This window comes from Mobilicoccus sp., assembly GCF_032060985.1.
Taxonomy (GTDB): domain Bacteria; phylum Actinomycetota; class Actinomycetes; order Actinomycetales; family Dermatophilaceae; genus Mobilicoccus.
This window is the reverse complement of the sequence record NZ_DAMBGD010000003.1, coordinates 208,648-229,685: the sequence shown is the minus strand read 5'-3', so window position 1 is coordinate 229,685 and position 21,038 is coordinate 208,648. Positions and strand designations below refer to the sequence as shown.

Sequence of the window (21,038 nt, the reverse complement as noted above, 5' to 3'; positions counted from 1 at the left end):
GGCCCTCGGTAGGACGAACGTGTGCCCATGCGAGAGACAGACGACGACATCAACGCCGCCTACGGCGGTTCCGACCCCTCCGAGGGCGGTCGCGGCGGCGAGCCCGGTCTCGTCCGTCGCATCGGGCCCGGTCTCCTCCTCCTCTTCATCGTCGGCGACATCCTCGGCACCGGCGTGTACGCCCTCACCGGCAAGGTCGCCCAGGACGTCGGCGGTGCGGTGTGGCTGCCCTTCCTCCTCGCCTTCGTCGTCGCGTTCCTCACCGCGATGAGCTACCTCGAACTCGTCACGAAGTACCCGAGGGCGGGCGGTGCCGCCGTCTACGTGCACCGGGCGTTCGGGGTGCACTTCATCACGTTCCTCGTCGCGTTCACCGTCATGGCCTCGGGCCTCACGTCGAGCAGCAGCGCGGCCAAGGCGTTCGCCGGCAATCTCGGCTCGGTGCTCGGATGGGACTCCGCGACCCAGGGCCTCATGCTCATGCTCGTCGCCCTCGGGTTCATGCTCATCGTCGCGGGCATCAACTTCCGCGGCGTGAGCGAGAGCGTCAAGGTCAACGTCGTCCTCACCTGCGTCGAACTGTCGGGTCTGCTCATCATCATCGGCATCGGCGCGTTCGCGCTCGCCTCCGGCAAGGGCGACCTCACCCCGCTCACCCAGATCCACATCGCCGAGGGCGAGACCGCGTTCGGGGCGGTCACGGCGGCCACCGCGCTCGCCTTCTTCGCGATGGTCGGCTTCGAGGACTCGGTCAACATGGCCGAGGAGACGAAGAACCCGGCGAGGATCTTCCCCAAGATCATGCTCACGGGCCTGACGATCACGGGGATCGTCTACATCCTCGTCGCGGTGACCTCGGTGATGCTCGTGCCGGTGGCCGAGCTCGGCGAGGGGGAGACCCCGTTGCTCAAGGTCATCCAGGCCGGTGCCCCCGCGTTCCCGATCGGCATCTTCGCGTTCATCACGATGTTCGCCGTCGCCAACACCGCGCTCATCAACATGCTCATGGCCTCGCGTCTGCTCTACGGCATGGCCCACGAGGGGGTGCTCCCGCGGGTGTTCGGCAAGGTCCACGCAGGCCGGCGCACACCCTGGGTCGCGATCGTCTTCACGACGCTGCTCGCCTTCGTCCTCATCTGGTTCGCCGACCTCAAGGCGCTCGGCGGCACGACGTCCCTCCTGCTCCTCATCGTGTTCACCGTCGTCAACGTGGCGGTGCTGCTCCTGCGCAAGGACAAGGTCGAACACGAGCACTTCACGACCCCGACGATCGTCGCGGTCCTCGGCGCACTCACGGCGGGCTTCCTCGCCAGCCCCCTCAGCGGTCGCCCGGCACAGGACTACGCCGTCGCGGGCCTGCTGCTCGTCGTCGGGGTCGTGCTCTGGGGGATCACTCGACTGTTCAAGATCGGGTCCGACGACGACGGCCCGGACAGGGTCGACAAACTCAGCGGCCACGTCGACGCGCTCGACCTGCGGTCCCAGCGTGAGGGCCGCACGCACATGTGAGTCACGGCGTCCCGGTGAGTCCGGCCGCCGGGACGGGCGCGACCCGCCAGCTCTCGGCGGGCACGGGCCCGGTCGTGCAGGAGTTCTTGCGCGGCCGGGCCTCGTCGTAGGACTTGGTGGCGACGACCTCGAGGCTGCGTCCGTCGCTGTGGTCGACGCGGACGCGCACCGAGCCGTCGGGCTCCTCGTCCTCGCTGAGGCGGCGAACGGTGAGCGCCCTGACGTCGCCCTCGCCGAACCGGTGGCGGACCCAGGCGTCGGCGGCCTGGAGCGGTGGGGCCAGGTGCGACAGGCCCCGATGGTGGCGGGGTCGGAGCAGCTCGTCCCCGATCTCCTGGCGGTCGGCGGCCTCGAGGGCACGCACCGCGAGGTCGGGCGTGAGGCGGGCGAGGGTGGCGCCGGTGGGCAGGACGACCCCGGTGGGGGAGAAACGGTGACCACCGGTGTGGGTGCACTCCCAGACCCGCCCGGGACGCAGCGTCCCCGCTTCGAGCGCGAGGGGACGGCCGAGCACCGCGCAGCACGCGTCACGGCGGGCGTTCGTGCACACGAGCAGCACCGATTCCTGCGTGAGCGAGAGGGCGCGGACGGCCTCGAGGGCGGGGCCCGGGTCGGCCCCCCCGAGGGTCGCGAACGGGAGGTCGAGCACGAGGGACGGGTCGCCGATCTCGCCCGTGAGCAGCCAGGGCGTGCCCTCGGGCATGCCGCCCGCGACGTACAGGCGGCGGTGAGAGGGGCACTCACCGCGCCCGACGTGGTGCTCGCCGGTGCTGCGGATGAGCAGGGCGCGGCCACCGGCCGCCGCACATCCGCGCTCGAGCGCGCGACCGATCTCGGGGGCGAGGCGGGACTCGGTGAGGGCCTTGTGGCCCCAGGGGCCCGGCTGCTCGAGCGCCACCCAGAACGTCGCGGGTGCGGCCGACCCCCAGGCCGGTTCGTCGGCGTCGGTCCACATGCCGGCGCAGGAGCCGGGGAGCGGGGCGTGACGACGGACGGCAGAGCTCATCCCGGAAGCCTAGCCGCGACCCGCGGCCGGTGTTCGAGGTGGCGCACGAGGGCGGTGGCGGTCGGCCGGTCGAGGACGAGGTCGGTCACCGCGTGCGCACGCAGCGCCCCCACGAGCGCGGGGACCTTGGCGGGTCCGCTCACGACGCAGACCCGCCGGGGCAGCGTGCGCAGCAATCCCGGAGTCGGACCGCTGGAGCGGTCGTTGAGGGCGATGTCGGCCCAGGTCCCGTCCTCCCGCACGAACACCGTGCAGACGTCGCCGACGACCTCCTCGGCCCGCAGCTCGGCGAGGTCGGCGTTGGAGAGGTAGTTGGCCGCGTAGACGTGCGAGGGGAGTTCGGCCGACAGGCTCCCCACGCCGAACAGGGCGATCGAGAGGCGCCGGTGCATGTCGAGGACGCGGCGCACGGAGGCCTCCTGCCACAGCAGGTGCCGAGTGCGCGGGTCGTCGAAGAACGCGGGGGTCGGGAAGTACTGGGCGTGGGCGCCGTAGGCGAGGGCGGCCCGACCGAGGATGTCGCCGGCGTAGGCGATGCCGCTCGTCCAGCTGCTCGCGGCGCCGTTGAGCTGGACGACGGTCGCATCCTGCAACGGCTTGGCGGGCAGGCGCTCGACGACGGCCGACGTCGTCGTCCCCCACGCGATGCCGAGCGAGTCCCCGTCGCTCATGAGCGAACTCACGAGGTGCCCGGCGGTGCGGGCGACCGCGTCGAGGTGCGCCAGCGCCGAGGCGCCGTCCCGGACGTCGACGACGTGGCCGGTCACGCCGAGCCGTTCGAGGTGTCGGGCGAGGGCGGGGGAGTCGTGGACCTGGGCGTTGATCGTGATCTGGACGATCCCGCGTTGGCGGGCCTCGGAGAGCAGCCGGGAGACCGTCGATCGCGAGACGCGGAGCCGTCGGGCGATGACGTCCATCGTCTCGCCGACCACGTAGTAGGAATGCGCGACCGCCGCCAACTCGCGTTCGTTCATGGCACGACAGCCTACGTGCACGTTCGTGCAAGGGTGATGCACGAACGGCCGCGGGGGAGGATCGTAGATGTCAGGACGGAGCCGGCCACACGATGGCCGGCCTCCCACGGCCCATGTGAGACGCGATGGCCCCGTGCATCGCGACCCGTCAACGACGACGCCCAGGAGGACGAGATGCCACTCAACAGGTTGAACCGCACTCAGCGCGAGCAGGCGCTGGAGAGCATGAGCAAGGAGGGCGTCGACGTTCTCGTCGTCGGTGGCGGTGTCACCGGCGCCGGCATCGCCCTCGACGCCGCGAGCCGCGGCATGCGGGTCGCGATCGTCGAGGCGCAGGACTGGGCCGGCGGCACCTCCCAGTGGTCGAGCAAGCTCGTCCACGGCGGTCTGCGCTACCTCTACCAGTTCAACTTCGCCCTCGTCGCCGAGGCGCTCAAGGAGCGCGGTCTGCTCCTCACGCGCACCGCGCCGCACCTCGTCAAGGCCCAGCCGTTCCTGTGGCCGCTGAAGACCCCCGTCGTCGAGCGCTCCTACAGCGCCGTCGGCGTCGGCATGTACGACATGCTCGCCCAGTTCGGCGGCGGCGGCCACAGCGCCGTGCCGAGCCAGCGCCACTACACCAAGGACGGCGCCCGCGAGCTCTTCCCCGACATCCGCGAGGACGCCCTCATCGGCGCGATCCGCTTCTACGACGCCCGCGTCGACGACGCGCGCCTCGTCATCGACCTCGTCCGCACCGCCGCCGAGTACGGCGCCCTCGCCGCGAGCCGCGCGCAGGTCGTCGACTACATCAAGGAGTACAAGGGCGGCGACGAGCGCGTCACCGGCGCCATCGTCCGCGACCTCGAGACCGGCAAGGACATCGAGGTGCAGGCCGGCTACGTCATCAACGCGACCGGCGTCTGGACCGAGCGCACCCAGGACCTCGCCACCCGCAACGGCGGCCTGCAGGTGCTGGCCAGCAAGGGCATCCACATCGTCATCCCCAAGGACCGCATCGACGGTCAGACGGGCATCTTCCTCCGCACCGAGAAGTCGGTCCTCTTCATCATCCCGTGGGACCGCTACTGGGTCATCGGCACGACCGACACGGAGTGGACCGAGGACCTCGTCCACCCGGTGACCACGTCGGAGGACATCGACTACATCCTCGAGCACGCCAACTCGGTGCTCGCGAGCAACCTCACCCGCGACGACATCATCGGCACCTACGCCGGCCTGCGTCCCCTGCTGCAGCCCAAGAGCAAGGGCAGCGGCGAGTCCGCCAAGGTCTCCCGCGAGCACACCGTCGCCGAGGTCATGCCCGGCCTGTGCGCCATCGCAGGCGGCAAGCTCACGACCTACCGCGTCATGGCCGAGGATGCCGTCGACTTCGCACTCGAACGCACGGGGGGCAAGGACGCCGTCAAGGCGCACCCGTGCGTGACCGAACAGACCCCCCTGGTCGGTGCTGCCGCCTACGCTGCCTGGCAGGCCCAGCGCGACCGCATCGCCGCCGATCAGGGATGGACCACCGAGCGGGTACAGCACCTTCTCGACCGGTACGGCGACGAACTGCCCGACATCCTCGAGATGGTCGAGCAGGACACCGATCTCGGCACCCCGCTCGAGAAGGCGCCCGCCTACCTGCGCGCCGAGGTCGTCTTCGCCGTCACCCACGAAGGCGCCATCCACCTCGAGGACGTCCTTCGCAAGCGCGTCCGGCTCGACTTCGAGCAGCGCGACCGCGGCGCCGCCGCCGGCGAGGAGATCGCGCGCCTCATGGCGCCGCTGCTCGACTGGGACGACGCCACCGTCCAGCGTGAGCTCGACCTCTACCGTGAGCGCACCGAGGCCGAACTCGCCGCCGAGGCCACGCACTCCGACGCCGTCGCGAGCGCCGAGCGCCTCAAGGTCGAGGACATCGTCCCCCTCGCCTGACATCTTCGTCCGGGGCCGCAGCCGACGTGGCGGCCCCGGACGTCGGGCGTCCCGCCCGCCCTCCTCGACCCACCGGTGGCCCCACCCCTGTGCCACCGGGGGGTCGAACGAGCCCTGTTCCACCCAGCGTGGTCGATCGACCCGATCGAGACGCTCCCGGCTGGTCGCCTCGCCAGCCGCACAACGACGTGTAAGGAAAACCCATGCTCCACACACTCGCCGCCGCAGCGGCAGCCCCCACGCTGATGGAGGTCTTCTGGTCCGAAGTCCTCGGTACGGCCATCCTCATCCTCCTGGGTGCGGGCGTCGTCGCCGGTGTCGTGCTCCCGAAGACGAAGTCGAACGCCTCGGGCTGGATCGTCATCACGTTCGGTTGGGGTCTCGCCGTGTTCGCCGGTGTGTACGCCGCCTACCGCTCCGGTGCCCACCTCAACCCGGCCGTCACCGTCGGCCTGTGGGCGAGTGGCGCCGCCGAGTACGCCAAGGGCGTGCCGGTGACGTTCGTCTCCACGATGGTCTACTTCGCCGGTGAGTTCCTCGGCGCGTTCCTCGGCGCCGTGGGCGCGTTCCTCGCCTACAAGAAGCACTTCGACGAGGAGGCCCCCGCGGCCGACAAGCTCGGCGTCTTCGCGACCGGCCCGGCCATCCGCTCCTACGGCTGGAACCTCGTCACCGAGATCCTCGGCACCTTCGTGCTCGTCTACATCATCCTCCGCTTCGGCAACACGCCGGCGCAGGTCGGTCCGCTCGCCGTCGCGATGCTCATCGTCGGTATCGGTCTGTCCCTCGGTGGACCCACCGGCTACGCCATCAACCCGGCTCGTGACCTCGGCCCCCGTATCGCCCACGCGGTCCTGCCGATCCGTGGCAAGGGCGCCAGCGACTGGGCCTACTCCTGGGTTCCCGTCGTCGGCCCGATCATCGGCGCGCTCCTCGCCGGTCTCCTCGCGCAGGTCTTCTGAGCACCACCCCGTCCACCAGGCCGGAGGCGCCGCACCCGGCGTCTCCGGCCCCCGAGTAGAAACGTCACATCTCACAACGACGTGAAAGGCCAGCCATGACCAACCAGGACACGACCACCCCGAAGAAGTACGTCCTTGCGATCGACCAGGGCACGACGAGCTCGCGCGCGATCCTCTTCGACCACGGCGGACAGATCAGGAGCGTCGGCCAGCTCGAGCACGAGCAGATCTTCCCGCGCGCCGGCTGGGTCGAGCACGACCCCACGGAGATCTGGACCAACGTGCGCGAGGCCGTCGGCCAGTGCCTCTCCCGCGGCGAGGTCAACCGCCACGAGATCGCCGCGGTGGGCATCACCAACCAGCGCGAGACCGCGGTGGTGTGGGACAAGAACACCGGGGAGCCGGTCTACAACGCCATCGTCTGGCAGGACACCCGCACCCAGAAGATCTGCGACGAGCTCGCGGGCGACGAGGGTGCCGACAAGTACAAGGACATCTGCGGCCTGCCGCTCGCGACGTACTTCTCCGGCCCCAAGGTCAAGTGGATCCTCGACAACGTCGAGGGCGCCCGTGAGAAGGCCGAGAACGGCGACCTGCTCTTCGGCAACACCGACACGTGGGTCATCTGGAACCTCACCGGTGGTACGCAGGGCGGCGTCCACGTCACCGACGTCACCAACGCCTCCCGCACGATGCTCATGGACTACCGCAAGCTCGCCTGGGACGAGGGCGTCTGCGCGGACATGACGATCCCGATGTCGATGCTGCCCGAGATCAAGTCCTCCTCCGAGGTGTACGGCTACGGCCGTCCGCAGGGCCTGCTCGTCGGCACCCCCGTCGCCGGTGACCTCGGTGACCAGCAGGCCGCGACGTTCGGCCAGGCCTGCTTCAGCAAGGGCATGGCGAAGAACACCTACGGCACGGGTAACTTCATGCTCATCAACACCGGTGAGGAGCCCGTGGCCAGCGAGAACGGCCTGCTCACCACGCTGTGCTACAAGATCGGCGACAAGAAGGCCGTCTACGCGCTCGAGGGTTCGATCGCCGTCACCGGTTCGCTCGTGCAGTGGCTGCGCGACAACCTCGGCATCATCGCCACCGCCCCCGAGGTCGAGAAGCTCGCCGCGACCGTCGAGGACAACGGTGGCGCCTACTTCGTGCCCGCGTTCTCCGGCCTGTTCGCGCCGTACTGGCGCAGTGACGCCCGCGGTGCGCTCGTCGGCCTCACGCGGTTCGTCAACAAGGGACACATCGCCCGTGCCGCCCTCGAGGCGACGGCGTTCCAGACCCGGGAGGTCATGGACGCGATGGTCGAGGACGCAAAGACGCAGGGCCTCGAGCTCACCGAGCTCAAGGTCGACGGTGGCATGACCGCCAACGACACCCTCATGCAGTTCCAGGCCGACATGCTCGGTGTGCCGGTCGTGCGCCCGAAGGTCGCCGAGACCACGGCGCTCGGTGCCGCGTACGCCGCCGGCATCGCCGTCGGGTTCTGGGAGGGCGAGCAGGACGTCATCGACAACTGGGCCGAGGACAAGCGCTGGGAGCCCCACATGGAGGACGCCGAGCGCGGGCGCCTCCTGCGTCAGTGGAAGAAGGCCGTCACCAAGACCTTCGAGTGGGTGGACGAGGACGTCGACTGACCTCGTCCCGTATCACGCACCATCCTCCGTGCCCGGCCGCCCTCGGTGGCCGGGCACGGTCGTGTCCGGGGGCGGTGCCGGTGGGGCCGGGGTGCCGCCGGGGCCGGGGGTCCGCTCCCGCGAGGTAGCGAATCCACCCCGCACGACGCGGTCGACGCCCCCGCGGGGAGCGCCGTCGATCCCGGTCCTTAAGATCACGTCTCATGGAGCAGACACAGCCCCCCGCGTCCCTGTCGTGGGTCGAGCGGCTCGTCGAGATCGACACGACCAGCCGCGACTCCAACCTGCCGCTCATCGAGGTCGTCGCCGCGTATCTGCGCGACCACGGCATCGATCCGCAGCTCTTCCCCGACGAGTCGGGGAGGAAGGCCAACCTCGTCGCGACGATCCCCGCCGCGGACGGTGCCCGCAGCGGGGGCGTCGTCCTCTCCGGGCACACCGACGTCGTCCCGGTCGACGGGCAGCAGTGGACGAGCGACCCGTTCACCCCGACGATCCGTGACGGCCGCCTCTACGGTCGGGGTGCGTGCGACATGAAGGCGTTCACCGCCGTCGCCCTGCACCTCCTGCCGCGGATGGTCGAGGCCGACCTCCGTGCCCCCCTCCACCTCGCGCTCTCCTACGACGAGGAGGTCGGGTGCCTCGGCGGCGCCCACATCGTCAAGCAGATCGCCGATCTCGGCCTCGCTCCCGAGGTGTGCGTCGTCGGCGAGCCGACCTCGATGCGGGTCGTCACGGCGCACAAGTCGATCAACCTCCTCGAGGTGACGTTCACCGGGATCGCCGCGCACTCCTCGCTCACCCCGCAGGGCGTCAACGCGATCGAGCACGCGGCACGGTTCATCACCGAGGTGCGTGGCATGGCCGACGCCTGGCGCACCGGCGGGCCCTTCGATCCGGCCTACCCGGTGCCGCACACGACGACGAGCGTCAACCTCGTCTCCGGCGGCATCGCGGGGAACACCGTGGCCGACCGGTGTGTCGTCCAGCTGGAGTTCCGGTCGATCGCCGCGGACGACCCGGCCGAGGTCGTCGAGTCGTTGCGATCGGTCGCCGCTCGCCTCGAGGCCGAGATGAAGGCGGAGATCCCGGAGCGCGCCGACGAGGTCTCGGTGCGCCTCGAGGTCCTCGCCCAGGTGCCCGGCCTGGACTCCTCGGCCGACGGACCCGCCACCCGGCTCGCGCTCGCCCTCGGCGCCGCCGAGCCCGAGGGGAAGGTCACCTACGGCACCGAGGCCGGGCAGTTCGCCGAGACCGGGATCGACACGATCGTCTGCGGCCCCGGCGACATCGCCCAGGCCCACGCCGCGGACGAGTACGTCGAGCTCGACCAGATCGTCGCGTGCGAGCAGTTCCTCGGCGCGCTGATCGACCACCTCTCCGCGACGACCGCGGAGGCGGGGCGATGAGCGCCGTCCCGCCGACGCCCTCGGCCCCTCTCGCCCGCCCGGAGGACCCGCGTCGCGGCCGTCGGGCCGTCATCGCCGCCGCCCTCGGCAACGCCCTCGAATGGTTCGACATCATCGTCTACGCCTTCATGGCGCCGGTGATCGCGACGCTGTTCTTCCCCGATCTCGAGGACCCCATCGGCCTCATCGTCACGTTCGGGCTGTTCGGGGTCAGCTACCTCATCCGTCCGCTCGGCGCGATGGCCATCGGTCACTACGGCGACCGGCACGGTCGCAAGGCCGCGCTCACCCTGACGATCGCCCTCATGACGCTCGGTGTCGCCCTCATGGCGTTCGCGCCCACGTACGCGACGATCGGTGTGGCCGCGCCGCTGCTCATCGTCGTCTCGCGACTCGTCCAGGGGTTCTCGGCCGGCGGCGAGTTCGGCTCGGCGACGGCGTTCATGACCGAGCACACCCAACGGCACAAGGCCTACTACGCCTCCTGGCAGGTCGCCACGCAGGGCGCGTCGATGTTCCTCGCGGCCACGGCGGGCTTCCTCCTGCACACCCAGGTGTCCACCGAGACTCTGCACGCGTGGGCGTGGCGGCTGCCGTTCGTCTTCGGGCTGCTCATCGGGCCGGTCGGTCTCTACATCCGGCTGCGCATGGACGACACCCCGGAGTTCACCGACGCCGAGAAGGTCGACTCCCCGCTCGGCGCCACGTTCCGGACCCACATGCCGCTCGTCCTCACCGCGGCCGGCTGCGTCGGCGTCGCGACGATGAGCGTGTACCTCATCACCTACCTGCCGACGTTCGCGCAGAAGAACCTCGGTCTGCCGCCGTGGAGCGGGTATGCGGGCGCCGCCGTCGCCGGGCTCATCGCGCTCGTCGGCTCCCCGTTCGTCGGTCGCCTCGCCGACCGCGTGGGGCAGACGCGGATCATGCTCACGGCCGCGGTGATCGGGATGCTCGTCGCCTGGCCGATGTTCGCGGTGCTCACCACCGCCCCGGCCGTCGGGACGCTCGTCGCGATCGAGGTCGTCCTCGGCACCCTCATGGCCGCGTACTTCGCGCCGCTGCCGTCCCTGCTCGCCGAGCTCTTCCCGGTCGAGGTGCGCACGACCGGCATGTCGCTCGCCTACAACATCGGTGTCACGCTGCTCGGCGGGTTCGCTCCCACGATCCTCGCCTGGCTCGTCACCTACCACCTGCAGGCGCCGAGCTTCTACTACATCGCGGTCGCCCTGCTGTCGATCGGCTGCCTCGTCATCGCCCGGAGGGTGTATTCGGCGCGGTGACCGACCGTGGGGAGGCGTCGCCCCGATCCTCACCGTGCGACCCATGACGAATCGGGTGCGCGACCCGTGACGAGAAGGACCCCACGGCAGCCGGTGCCGTGGGGTCCTTCTCGGTTCGCACTGGACGCGCGCTCCGAGATCCTCAGTCGCCGATCTGGACGACGTCGTCGAGGGAGTCGGGGTCGTCGCCCTCGGTGCGGTCGACGCGTGGGCGCGGCCGCGGCGGGCGGGGCGGGTCGAGGGTCGGACCGGCGTCGGCGGCGTCGCCGATTCCGGCGCCCGGGGCGGTCGCCGCGATCCCGGCGTCGTCGAACAGCGCGTCCCCGGCACCCGTGCGGGATGTCGCCGAACCGGTCCACGCCGTCGTCGCGCTCGCGGGGGCGAGGCCGGCGACGACGCCGGGTGAGGTGGTGCCCGAGCCGTCCCGGCGGCCCATCTGGTTCGGCAGCGCGAGGGGCTTGCCGGTCCGCGTCACCGCACGGACCGGCCCCGGGCCCACGAACGCCGCGAGCAGCGTGTCCTCACCCTTGACGAACCGGTGCGCCCGGACCCCGCCGGTGGCCCGCCCCTTGCCCGGGTACTCCTCGACGGGTGTGGTCTTGACGCTGCCCTTCTGGGTCGCGCCGCCGGCGGCGGCACCGGCGACCGTGACGACGACGACCTTCGCCTCCTGGTCGTAGGCATCGAACGCGACGACCCGCGCGCCGGCCGCGAGCTTGATGCCGGCCACCCCTCCGGCGCCGCGGCCCTGCGGGCGCACGAGGTCGGCCCCGAAGTGAAGCAATTGGGCCTCGGAGGTGACGAACACGAGTTCCTCGGTGCCGGTGGCGAGTTCGCGTGCACCGACGATCGTGTCGCCGTTCTTCAACGCGATGAGGTCGAACTCCTCGCGCCCCGCGGGGTACTCGGGGACGACGCGTTTGACGACGCCCGCGGCGGTGCCGAGGGCGACGCCCGGTCGCCCGGTGGCCTCCTCGTCGAGGCCGAGGATCGTGATCGGCACCTCGTTCTTCGCGAGGTGGACGTACACGCTCGCCGCCGTGCCCCCGGCGAGTGAGGCGGCCCCGTTCGTAGGGGGGATCGTCGGCAGCTCGAGCACGGACACCCGCACGACGCGGCCGTGGGAGGTGAGCAGACCGATCTGTCCACGGGCGGTCGTCGGGACGGCGGCGACGACGTCGTCGTGCGCCGCCCGCGGCGCGTCGGCCGGGAAGGAGGTGCGCTCGGTCGTGCGGGCGAGCAACCCCGTCGACGACAGGAGCGCGAAGCAGGGGTCGTCGCCGATCTCCAGGGGCGCGGCAGCACTGGTCGTCGCGGCCCCGGAGGCCTCGAGCAGCACGGTGCGGCGCGGGGTGCCGAGCTCCGCGGTGACCTCGGCGAGTTCGGTCGAGACGACGCGTCGCAGCACCTCGTCGTCGGCGAGGATCGCGCGCAGGGCCTCGATCCGGCTGCGCAGCTCCTCCGCCTCGCGTTCGAGTTCGAGGCGGGAGAACTTCGTCAGCCGACGCAGCTGGAGGTCGAGGATGTAGGTGGCCTGCGCCTCCGAGAGCTCGAAGACGTCCATGAGTCGCTCGCGCGCGACGGCGGCGTCGTCGGCGGCGCGGATGAGCTGGATGACCTCGTCGATGTCGAGGATCGCGATGAGCAGACCCTCGACGAGGTGGAGGCGGTCGAGGGCGCGTTCGAGGCGGTACTGCGTGCGGCGGCGCACGACGTCGAGACGGAAGGCCACGTAGACCGAGAGGAGCTCCTTGAGCCCCAGGGTGCGCGGCTGCCCCTCGACGAGGGCGACGTTGTTGATGCCGAAGGAGTCCTCCAGCGGGGTGAGCCGGTAGAGCTTCTCGAGGACGGCCTCGGGGTTGAAGCCGTTCTTGATCTCGATGACGAGGTGGAGGCCGTTCTCGCCGTCGGTGAGGTCGACGAGGTCGTGGATGCCCTGGAGCTTCTTCGCGTGGACGAGTTCGGTGATCTTCGTCGTCACCTTCTCGGGGCCGACGAGGTAGGGCAGTTCGGTGACGACGATGCCCTTGCGTCGCGGCGTGACGTTCTCGATCCGGCACGTCGCGCGGGTGCGGAAGCTGCCGCGTCCGGTCGCGTAGGCGTCACGGACGCCGTCGAGGCCGATGATCCGCCCACCGCCGGGGAGGTCGGGGCCGGGGACGTACTTCATGAGGTCGTCGAGGCTCGCGTCCGGGTGGTCGAGCAGGTGCCGGGCCGCGGCGATCACCTCGCCGAGGTTGTGCGGCGCCATGTTCGTCGCCATGCCGACCGCGATGCCGCTCGCCCCGTTGACGAGGAGGTTGGGATAGGCGGCGGGAAGCACGTCGGGCTGCAGGAGCTGATCGTCGTAGTTGGGGACGAAGTCGACGGTGTTCTCGTCGAGGCCGTCGACCATCGGCAGTGCGGCCCTGCTCATCCGGGCCTCGGTGTACCGGGCCGCGGCGGGACCGTCGTCGAGGGAACCGAAGTTGCCGTGTCCGTCGATGAGCGGCAGTCGCATCGTGAACGGCTGCGACAGACGCACGAGCGCGTCGTAGATCGCCGAGTCGCCGTGAGGGTGGTACTTACCCATGACCTCACCGACGATGCGGCTCGACTTCACATGGCCCCGGTCGGGCCGGAGGCCGAGCTCCCGCATCCCGTAGAGGATCCGCCGTTGCACCGGCTTGAGCCCGTCTCTCGCGTCCGGCAACGCCCGGGAGTAGATGACGGAGTAGGCGTACTCGAGGAACGCCCCCTCCATCTCGTCCTGGACGTCGATGTCGACGATGTTCTCCTCGAAGTCCTCATCGAGGAGTGAGGGCTGCTTGCCTCGCGCCACCTACGTTCTCCTTCACCTGCTCGTGCCGACCGCCCATCCTCCCGCATGCGGTCCGGCTCGGCCCACCCGGCACGCCGGGACCCTGCCGGGGTGGGTATGGGCGCACCGGGAGCCGGCGGGGAGACCCACGCCCCTCACGCCTCGCCGCTGCCCGCGGGGGAAGCGCTCTCCACCCGGGTGATGGGCTCGTGGTCGACCGGGAAGTCCACCGAGGCGGCGATGAAGCACGCCGCACCCGCCTCCTCGTGCAGGGCGGGGACGAGGTCGACGTGGGCCGGGTCCGCGACCGTCACTCGTGGCCGCAGCAGGACTCGCGTGAAGTGTCCGCCGATGCCCTCCTGCCTCATCGTGCCGGTGGGGGAGTCCTCGTAGGCGGTGACGACGACCCCGTGCGTCACCGCGACGTGGAGGAACGAGAGCATGTGGCACTCGCTCAGGGCCCCGACCAGCAGCAGTTCGGGGTTCCAGCGGGTGGCGTCGCCGCGGAACGGCCGGTCGGCGGACAACGCCAGCTCTGGACGCCCCTCGCAGCGGGCGCGTACGTCGCGGCCATAGTCGCGGTAGCCGGACGTGCCGCTGCCGCGATTGCCGTCCCAGATGAGGTGCAGGTCATAGGTGTGAGTCGCCACGGCAGCACCGTGCCACACCCCGGCGTCGCGGATGACCTCGTCGCCCGCACGGCGTGGGCTCGTCGGTCAAGGCGTCCTCGAAGAGATGTGGCAATCTCGACGGCGTCGAGAGCGTCCGCACGAGCGGGCGAGTGGGAAACCGCTGGTCACGGGGCTCGGGGTTCCCCGGCATCGAGATCGACTCCGTCGAGATTGCCACATCGACGCCGGACCCCCGCGTCGACGTGGGCCTGCACCGCCGGAAGGGCGGACGAGGTCAGCGCGGCGGCATCCGCAGGGCGCCGTCGAGCCGGATCGCCTCGCCGTTGAGCATCCCGTTGGCGACGATGTGCGAGGCGAGGGCGGCGTATTCCTCGGGGCGGCCCAGACGGCTCGGGTGCGGCACCATGGCGCCGAGGCTCGCCTTGGTCTCCTCGGGAAGGCTCGCCATCATCGGGGTCTCCATCGTGCCGGGGGCGATGGTGACGACACGGATCGCCTTGTCGGCGAGGTCACGGGCGGCCGAGAGGGTGAGACCGACGATCGCGCCCTTGGAGGACGCGTACGCGGCCTGGCCGACCTGGCCGTCCCAGGCGGCGATCGACGCGGTCATGACGATGACGCCGCGGTCGCCGTCGACGGGCTCGTTCTCGGTCATCGCCGCTGCTGCGAGACGGAGGACGTTGAACGTGCCGACGAGGTTGATGTCGATGACCGTGCGGTAGGTCTCGAGCGGCAGCGGGCCCTTGCGGCCCAGGACCCGGCCCGGGGTGGCGACACCCGCACAGCAGACGGCGATGCGCAGCTCACCGAGTTCCTTCGCCACCTCGATCGCGGCGAGCACGGCGTCCTCGTCGCGCACGTCGGTCGGGGCGAACCGGGCGCGCTCGCCGAGGTCCGCCGCGACCTGCGCGCCCTTGCTGCTCTCGAGGTCGAGGAGCACGACGGCGGCACCGTCCGCGTGAAGACGGCGAGCGGTGGCCTCGCCGAGGCCGGAGCCTCCGCCGGTGACGATCGCGACGGTCTGCGGGGTGATCTGCATCGGAACTCCTCAATGGTCATCGGCGTCCCGGGTGACGCCGTCGTCGCGCCCAACCTAACGCCTGACGTCGAGGCGCAGAGCCGCCTCGGGCCCACTCGTTCGTGCGTACCTCGAGAGACCGGCCCACCCCACCGGGACGGGGTTCGAGGCCGTGCCCGGAACGCCCGTCTCGGGTCGCCCCGGCCCGGCGCCTCTCGGCGGATCATGTCCCTTGCCGGGACCCGCGCGGACCCGGACGACCGACCATGCGGAAGGATGGAGGACGTGTCCACGATCGTGTTCTTCCATGCCCATCCCGATGACGAGGCGTCCCAGACCTCGGGGACGATGACGCTGGCCTCCCGCCGAGGGCATCGCGTCGTCTGCGTGTATGCGACGAACGGCGATCACGGGGAGGTGCCCGACGACCTCGCCGCCGACGAGACGTTGATCGACCGCCGCCGCCGCGAGGCCGCGGCCTCGGCGCGGGTCACGGGGACGGCGCGGATCGCGTGGCTCGACTACGCCGACTCCGGCATGACCGGGTGGGAGGAGAACGAGGGGGAGGATTCCTTCCACGTCGCCGACACCGGCGAGGCGGCGGCCCGACTGGCGGCCATCCTCGACGAGGAGGGCGCCGACGTCCTCGTCACCTACGACTGGCACGGGGGCTACGGCCACCCCGACCATGTCAAGGCCCACCACGTCGCCCACGCGGCGGCCGACCTCGCCGCCTCGCGGCCGCGGTTGGTGGAGTCGACGCTCAACCGGGATCACCTTCGCGCGGTCTTCGCGGCCGCCGAGGCCCTCGCGCCCGAGGACGCTCCGGAGGCTCCCACGACCGACCCGGAGGCATCCGTCACCCACCGGGACGTCTCCACCACCGACCCGGAGGGTCCCGCGGCCGACCCCGAGACGCCCGGATCTGCACACCGCCAGACCGTCGCCGACGCCGGCGGGATCGCGACCGCCGCCCGTCGGATGGACGTCGACGGCCCGGCCGACGACGGCAACCCCGTCGGGACGCCGGAGTCCGAGATCCACTGGGCCGTCGCACTCGGAGACGCGGTCGAGGCCAAGCGGGCCGCCCTCGCCTGTCACGCGAGTCAGGTCACCGACATCGGGATGTTCCTGTCGATCCCGCCCGAGCACTTCGCCGTCGTCTTCGGGCACGAGTACTTCATCGAGCCCGGCCTCGCCCCCGGCCTCCGATACGCCTGGCCCTTCGACCCCACCCCCTGACCCACATCGACGGATCCGACCGGATGACGTCATCGAACGGGTGGGGTCCGGTGGGAGGGGGCTCGGTGGAGGTGGGTGTGGCGGGGTGGGATGGAGCGGCGACGACGGGGCGGCTGCGCGGATGATCCACGCAGCCGCCCCGTCGTCGAGAACCTCGGAGGCCGACCTGCTCAGAGCAGGTCGATGAGGTTGGGGTGGACGATCCCCATGACCGCCTCCTTGCCCGCGACGGCACTGCTCGCGTTGAGGGCGTAGGCCGCCATCTGCTGACACGTCGCGTAGTCGTGCAGTCGAAGGGCGGCGCGCACTGCGGGAACGCGCCCCGGTGCCATCGACAACGACGACACCCCGAGCCCGACGAGCACGAGCGCGAGCAGCGGGTCGCCGCCCGCCTCACCGCAGACACCGACGGGCTTGCCGGTGGCCCGGCCCCCGTCACACGTGGCGCGGATGAGCTGCAGGACCGCGGGCTGCCAGGGGTCGAGCAGGGGAGCGAGCTCGCCCTGCATGCGATCCGCGGCCATCGTGTACTGCGAGAGGTCGTTCGTGCCGATGCTGACGAAGTCGACGATCGAGAGGATCTGTTCGGCCCGCAGCGCCGCCGCCGGGATCTCGACCATGACCCCGACCTTGGGGAGTCCGGCCGCACGGACCTTCTCCGCGAAGTACGTCGTCTCGTCCAGGGTCGCGACCATCGGCGCCATGACCCGCACGTCGCCACCGGTCTTGGCGTAGGCGGCGGCGAGGGCCTCGATCTGGGTGTCGAGGAGGTCCTCGCGGATCATGCCCAGACGCAGACCGCGGCGGCCGAGGGCCGGGTTCTCCTCCTCGCCGAGGTCGGCGAAGGAGAGCGGCTTGTCCGCGCCCGCGTCGAGGGTGCGCACGACGACGCGACGGTCACCGAACGCCTCGAGCACCGTGGTGTAGGTCGCGGTCTGCTCCTCGAGGCTCGGAGCCTGGTCGCGTTCGAGGAAGAGGAACTCGGTGCGGAACAGGCCGGAGCCTTCGAGGTCCTTGGCCGCGGCGCTGACGGCGTCGTCGGCGGTGCCGATGTTCGCGAGCAGGGCGATCTTCTTGCCGTCACGGGTCGCGCCCTCGCCGCTGCTGCCCGCGAGGGCCTCGGCACGGCGACGGCTGCGCTCGGAGAGCTGCGCCTTCTCCTTCTCGGTGGGGGAGACGATGACCTCGCCCACGCCGCCGTCGAGAGCGACGTCGGTGCCGGCGTCGATGAGCATCGCGCCCTTGACCTGGACGACGGCCGGGATCCCGAGCTGGGCGGCGAGGATCGCCGTGTGGCTCGTGGGCCCGCCGGCGGAGGTGATGATCCCGCGCACCGTGTCGGTGGTGAGGGTCGCCGTCTCCGCCGGAGCGAGGTCGTACGCGATGAGCACCGACGGCTCGGTGAGCTCGGGCACGCCGGGTTCGGGCTCACCCCGCAGACGGCAGATCGTGCGGTCGCCGACGTCCCGCAGGTCGGTGACGCGCTCGGCCATGTACCCGCCGAGGGAGGCGAACATCACGCAGTACTCCTCGACGGCCTTGTGGACCGACTGCGTGATGCCGAGCCCGGTGGCGAGCTGGGTGTCGATGCCGGAGGCCAGGCCCGGGTCGCGGGCCATCATCGCCGTCGCCTCAAGGATCGGGCGGGCGTGGTCGTCGGCGTGGGAGGCGCGCGCGGTGAGGCCGGTGGCGACCTCCTCCATCGCGGTGCGGACCCGCGCCTTGGCCTCCTCGACGTCGGTCGTCGGCGGCTCGGAGGTGTCGGGACCCGGTGCGGGACGCACCTGGACTGCGGGACCGGAGGCCGTCCCCGCGGAGACGCCGATGCCGTGCAGGACCTCGTGGCCGGGCATGCCGGCGGGAGCGTCACCCGATGGCTGGACAGTGCCCGACGGCTGGACAGTGCCCGACGGCTGGACAGTGGACGGGCCGGTCACGCCGTCACTCCGCGTCGAGGTCGCGGGAGAGCAGGGCGACGAGCTTGTCGAGCGCCGCGTCGGCGCCCTCGCCGTTCGCCTCGAGGGTGACGGTCTCGCCGTGCTTGGCGCCGAGGGCCATGACGGCGAGGATGCTGCGGGCGTCGACCGGGTCGGCGCCCTCCTTGGCGATGGTGACGGGCAGACCGGTCGCGGTCGCCTCCTGGACGAACAGCGCCGCGGGGCGGGCGTGCAGACCGACGGAGGAGGCGATGCTGACCTGACGGGATGCCATGGGATTCTCCTTGTGAGGGTTGTTCTTGCGGGGGATCAGACCGTCGCCGGGCGCGACGAGGACTTGAGGAGCAGGACGACGGCCGCCATGAGCGCGGCGCCGATGACGACGGCGAGCAGGAACATCAGCGGGTGGCCCATGAGAGGCACGACCCAGATGCCGCCGTGCGGGGCCCGCAGGGTCGAGCCGAACGCCATGACGAGCGCACCGGTGACTCCGGAGCCGACGAGGGAGGCGGCGATGACCCGCACGGGGTCGGCCGCGGCGAAGGGGATCGCGCCCTCGGAGATGAACGAGGCGCCGAGAAGCCAGGCCGCGCGGCCGTTCTCGCGTTCGGCCGGGCTGAAGACCTTCGGCCGGATCGCCGTGGCCGCGGCCATGGCGAGCGGTGCCACCATGCCCGCGGCCATCACGCACGCCATGATGCGCAGCGGCATGTCTCCGGCGGCGGCGAGGCCCGCGGTGGCGAAGGTGTAGGCGGTCTTGTTGACCGGCCCGCCGAGGTCGAAACCCATCATGAGCCCGAGGATCGCGCCGAGCAGGACGGCGTTGGCTCCGGACATCCCGTTGAGGGCGTCGTTCATCCACGTCATGAGGGCGGCGATGGGGCGGCCCAGCAGCAGGATCATGAGCCCGCCGGTGATGAGCGTCGAGAGCAGCGGGATGACGACGACCGGCATGACGCCGCGCACCCCCTTGTGGACCTTCCACCCCGCGATCCACCGCGCGACGAACCCGGCGATGAAGCCGGTGGCGATACCGCCGAGGAAGCCCGCGCCGATCGTCGAGGCGATCATGCCGCCGACGATGCCGGGGACGAGCCCGGGGCGGTCGGCGATGCCGTAGGCGATGTACCCCGACAGGATCGGGACGAGGAAGCCGAACGAGGTGGAACCGATGAGGAAGAGCAGCGCGGCCCACTGCATCCCGTCGGTCGGGTCGAAGTTCGCGACGATGTTCGTCGTGCCGTCCTCGTGGACGAGGGAGTAGTTGTTCGCCACGTCGATGGCGCCGGTCTCACCGCCGACCACCTGGGCGAGCATGAAACCGAGCGCGATGAGGATTCCACCCGCGGCGACGAACGGGATCATGTACGACACCCCGGTCATCAACCATTGCCGCACCTTGGTGCCGGTGCCGACCGTCGCCGGGCGCTCCGAGGAGCGCGGGGGCGTCGCCCGCGCGGCCGTCGCGCCGGGGGTGGGCGTCGTGGCGGTGCTCGACCCGGCGCCCGCACCCTCGAGCTCGGAGCCGCGGCCGCGCTCGCCGTCGGCTCCCTCGGCGCCCGCCCGAGCGGACCGCACGAGGGCGACGGCTTCGGCGATGAGTTCGGGGGCGCGGGCGATGCCCTGTTTGACGTCGACGTCGACGGTGGGTTTTCCGGCGAAGCGGTCCTTGTCCTTGACCTCGAGGCCGTGGGCGAGGATGACGGCGTCGGCGGCGTCGATGGTGGCCTGGTCCAGGGGGGTGGAGCCGGCCGATCCCTGGGTCTCGACGATCATCTCGTGGCCGGCGTCGCGGGCGGCCTGCTCGAGTGCCTCGGCGGCCATGTACGTGTGCGCGATGCCCGTGGGGCAGGACGTCACGCCGACGAACGACAGGGGTCCGACATCGGTCGTGTCCGAGTCGCCCGGGGCGCCGGTCGCGTCGGTCGCGGCGGCCTCGGCGAGGGCGACGGCTTCGGTGATGAGTTCGGGGGCGCGGGCGATGCCCTGTTTGACGTCGACGTCGACGGTGGGTTTTCCGGCGAAGCGGTCCTTGTCCTTGACCTCGAGGCCGTGGGCGAGGATGACGGCGTCGGCGGCGTCGATGGTGGCCTGGTCCAGGGGGGTGGAGCCGGCCGATCCCTGGGTCTCGACGATCATCTCGTGGCCGGCGTCGCGGGCGGCCTGCTCGAGTGCCTCGGCGGCCATGTACGTGTGCGCGATGCCCGTGGGGCAGGACGTTACGCCGACGAGATTCATGCGTTGACCACCTCCTCCTGGACCACTCGGACCACGGTGGCGGCGTCGGGGGCCTCACGGAGGGCGTCCTTGAACTCGCGGCGCATGAGCTTTCGCGCGAGCTTCGCGAGGATCGCGAGGTGGTCCTCGTCGCTGCCCTCGGGGACGGCGATGAGGAAGATCAGGTGCGCGGGGCCGTCCTCGGCACCCCAGTCGATGCCCTGCTCGGAGCGTCCGAACGCGAGGGAGGGTTCGGTGACGTGCACGCTGCGGCAGTGGGGGATGCCGATGCCGCCGGGAAGACCCGTCGCCATCTGCTGCTCACGGACCTCCACGTCGGCGAGGAATCCGTCGAGGTCCGTGACGCGGCCCGTGTCGACGAGGGTGCCCGCGAGGGCGCGGGTGGCGGCGTTCCGGTCCCCCTCCAGGGTGAGGAGCACCTGGGCGTCGGTGATGAGGGTGGCGGACATGCGAACTCCTTGTTCT

16 protein-coding genes are annotated in these 21,038 nt (G+C 71.2%); 7 read left to right on the top strand and 9 right to left on the bottom strand.

All coding sequences use genetic code 11. The features are described 5' to 3' along the window. Window positions 1-27 precede the first annotated feature (27 nt). Window positions 28-1,509: an APC family permease gene (locus RT054_RS04175; RefSeq protein WP_312721625.1), complete on the top strand. Its 1,482-nt coding sequence runs from the start codon at window positions 28-30 to the stop codon at window positions 1,507-1,509. A gap of 1 nt (window position 1,510) precedes the next feature. On the opposite strand, the gene RT054_RS04170 is transcribed toward RT054_RS04175, so the two are convergent. Both RT054_RS04170 and RT054_RS04165 read right to left on the bottom strand, forming a co-directional pair. Beyond that, window positions 1,511-2,515: a sucrase ferredoxin gene (locus RT054_RS04170; protein ID WP_313022251.1), complete on the bottom strand. Its 1,005-nt coding sequence runs from the start codon at window positions 2,513-2,515 to the stop codon at window positions 1,511-1,513. Beyond that, window positions 2,512-3,489 (bottom strand): sugar-binding domain-containing protein, encoded by a 978-nt coding sequence (locus RT054_RS04165; RefSeq protein ID WP_312721621.1) that lies wholly within the window; start codon window positions 3,487-3,489, stop codon window positions 2,512-2,514. The genes RT054_RS04170 and RT054_RS04165 overlap by 4 nt, the downstream gene beginning before the upstream one ends. A 174-nt stretch (window positions 3,490-3,663) precedes the next feature. Here RT054_RS04165 and RT054_RS04160 point away from each other — a divergent pair, with 174 nt between their 5' ends. The 5 genes from RT054_RS04160 to RT054_RS04140 all read left to right on the top strand — a co-directional run bounded on the left by RT054_RS04160 (window position 3,664) and on the right by RT054_RS04140 (window position 10,706). Further along, a complete protein-coding gene (locus tag RT054_RS04160) occupies window positions 3,664-5,409 on the top strand; it encodes a glycerol-3-phosphate dehydrogenase/oxidase (protein ID WP_313022250.1) in 1,746 nt (581 codons plus the stop codon). A gap of 203 nt (window positions 5,410-5,612) precedes the next feature. Then, entirely contained in the window at window positions 5,613-6,371 is a 759-nt protein-coding gene (locus tag RT054_RS04155; protein ID WP_312721617.1) for an MIP/aquaporin family protein, read from the top strand. Between the two features lie 95 nt (window positions 6,372-6,466). After that, on the top strand, window positions 6,467-8,014 hold the full coding sequence (gene glpK / locus RT054_RS04150) for a glycerol kinase GlpK (RefSeq protein ID WP_312721616.1): 1,548 nt from the start codon (window positions 6,467-6,469) through the stop codon (window positions 8,012-8,014). Window positions 8,015-8,217: 203 nt separating this feature from the next. Beyond that, complete coding sequence (gene argE / locus RT054_RS04145) at window positions 8,218-9,423, top strand: acetylornithine deacetylase (protein ID WP_313022249.1); 1,206 nt, start codon at window positions 8,218-8,220, stop codon at window positions 9,421-9,423. Next, window positions 9,420-10,706, top strand: a complete 1,287-nt coding sequence (locus tag RT054_RS04140) for an MFS transporter (protein WP_313022248.1) — start codon at window positions 9,420-9,422, stop codon at window positions 10,704-10,706. The genes argE and RT054_RS04140 overlap by 4 nt, the downstream gene beginning before the upstream one ends. A gap of 142 nt (window positions 10,707-10,848) precedes the next feature. Here RT054_RS04140 and RT054_RS04135 read toward each other — a convergent pair whose 3' ends face one another. From RT054_RS04135 to RT054_RS04125, 3 genes are all read right to left on the bottom strand, one after another. Then, a complete protein-coding gene (locus RT054_RS04135) occupies window positions 10,849-13,527 on the bottom strand; it encodes a DNA topoisomerase (ATP-hydrolyzing) subunit A (protein ID WP_396837198.1) in 2,679 nt (892 codons plus the stop codon). 134 nt (window positions 13,528-13,661) lie between these two features. Next, window positions 13,662-14,156 carry an OsmC family protein gene (locus RT054_RS04130; RefSeq protein WP_313022247.1) on the bottom strand — a complete coding sequence of 165 codons (495 nt, stop codon included), beginning with the start codon at window positions 14,154-14,156 and terminating at the stop codon, window positions 13,662-13,664. Between the two features lie 256 nt (window positions 14,157-14,412). Further along, on the bottom strand, window positions 14,413-15,177 hold the full coding sequence (locus tag RT054_RS04125) for an SDR family NAD(P)-dependent oxidoreductase (protein ID WP_313022246.1): 765 nt from the start codon (window positions 15,175-15,177) through the stop codon (window positions 14,413-14,415). Window positions 15,178-15,432: 255 nt separating this feature from the next. Here RT054_RS04125 and RT054_RS04120 point away from each other — a divergent pair, with 255 nt between their 5' ends. Then, window positions 15,433-16,398 (top strand): PIG-L family deacetylase, encoded by a 966-nt coding sequence (locus RT054_RS04120; RefSeq protein WP_313022245.1) that lies wholly within the window; start codon window positions 15,433-15,435, stop codon window positions 16,396-16,398. 170 nt (window positions 16,399-16,568) lie between these two features. Here the strand turns inward: RT054_RS04120 and ptsP are convergent, their stop codons facing one another. The 4 genes from ptsP to RT054_RS04100 all read right to left on the bottom strand — a co-directional run bounded on the left by ptsP (window position 16,569) and on the right by RT054_RS04100 (window position 21,022). Beyond that, the gene (gene ptsP, locus RT054_RS04115; protein WP_313022244.1) at window positions 16,569-18,251 is read right to left on the bottom strand and encodes a phosphoenolpyruvate--protein phosphotransferase; all 1,683 of its coding nucleotides are present in this window, start codon (window positions 18,249-18,251) and stop codon (window positions 16,569-16,571) included. A gap of 88 nt (window positions 18,252-18,339) precedes the next feature. Then, window positions 18,340-18,609 carry an HPr family phosphocarrier protein gene (locus tag RT054_RS04110; RefSeq protein WP_312719880.1) on the bottom strand — a complete coding sequence of 90 codons (270 nt, stop codon included), beginning with the start codon at window positions 18,607-18,609 and terminating at the stop codon, window positions 18,340-18,342. Window positions 18,610-18,644: 35 nt separating this feature from the next. Continuing rightward, window positions 18,645-20,573 (bottom strand): PTS fructose-like transporter subunit IIB, encoded by a 1,929-nt coding sequence (locus RT054_RS04105; protein WP_313022243.1) that lies wholly within the window; start codon window positions 20,571-20,573, stop codon window positions 18,645-18,647. Next, complete coding sequence (locus RT054_RS04100; RefSeq protein ID WP_313022242.1) at window positions 20,570-21,022, bottom strand: fructose PTS transporter subunit IIA; 453 nt, start codon at window positions 21,020-21,022, stop codon at window positions 20,570-20,572. The genes RT054_RS04105 and RT054_RS04100 overlap by 4 nt, the downstream gene beginning before the upstream one ends. Window positions 21,023-21,038: the final 16 nt, after the last annotated feature.

What these genes read in the sequence shown, in the direction of transcription:
- glpK (WP_312721616.1), top strand. Translation starts at nt 6,467, where the DNA reads ATGACCAACCAGGACACGACCACCCCGAAGAAGTACGTCCTTGCGATC.
- RT054_RS04125 (WP_313022246.1), bottom strand. Translation starts at nt 15,177, where the DNA reads ATGCAGATCACCCCGCAGACCGTCGCGATCGTCACCGGCGGAGGCTCC.
- RT054_RS04100 (WP_313022242.1), bottom strand. Translation starts at nt 21,022, where the DNA reads ATGTCCGCCACCCTCATCACCGACGCCCAGGTGCTCCTCACCCTGGAG.
- RT054_RS04160 (WP_313022250.1), top strand. Translation starts at nt 3,664, where the DNA reads ATGCCACTCAACAGGTTGAACCGCACTCAGCGCGAGCAGGCGCTGGAG.
- ptsP (WP_313022244.1), bottom strand. Translation starts at nt 18,251, where the DNA reads ATGCCCGGCCACGAGGTCCTGCACGGCATCGGCGTCTCCGCGGGGACG.
- RT054_RS04120 (WP_313022245.1), top strand. Translation starts at nt 15,433, where the DNA reads ATGGAGGACGTGTCCACGATCGTGTTCTTCCATGCCCATCCCGATGAC.
- argE (WP_313022249.1), top strand. Translation starts at nt 8,218, where the DNA reads ATGGAGCAGACACAGCCCCCCGCGTCCCTGTCGTGGGTCGAGCGGCTC.
- RT054_RS04140 (WP_313022248.1), top strand. Translation starts at nt 9,420, where the DNA reads ATGAGCGCCGTCCCGCCGACGCCCTCGGCCCCTCTCGCCCGCCCGGAG.
- RT054_RS04170 (WP_313022251.1), bottom strand. Translation starts at nt 2,515, where the DNA reads ATGAGCTCTGCCGTCCGTCGTCACGCCCCGCTCCCCGGCTCCTGCGCC.
- RT054_RS04155 (WP_312721617.1), top strand. Translation starts at nt 5,613, where the DNA reads ATGCTCCACACACTCGCCGCCGCAGCGGCAGCCCCCACGCTGATGGAG.
- RT054_RS04110 (WP_312719880.1), bottom strand. Translation starts at nt 18,609, where the DNA reads ATGGCATCCCGTCAGGTCAGCATCGCCTCCTCCGTCGGTCTGCACGCC.
- RT054_RS04105 (WP_313022243.1), bottom strand. Translation starts at nt 20,573, where the DNA reads ATGAATCTCGTCGGCGTAACGTCCTGCCCCACGGGCATCGCGCACACG.
- RT054_RS04165 (WP_312721621.1), bottom strand. Translation starts at nt 3,489, where the DNA reads ATGAACGAACGCGAGTTGGCGGCGGTCGCGCATTCCTACTACGTGGTC.
- RT054_RS04175 (WP_312721625.1), top strand. Translation starts at nt 28, where the DNA reads ATGCGAGAGACAGACGACGACATCAACGCCGCCTACGGCGGTTCCGAC.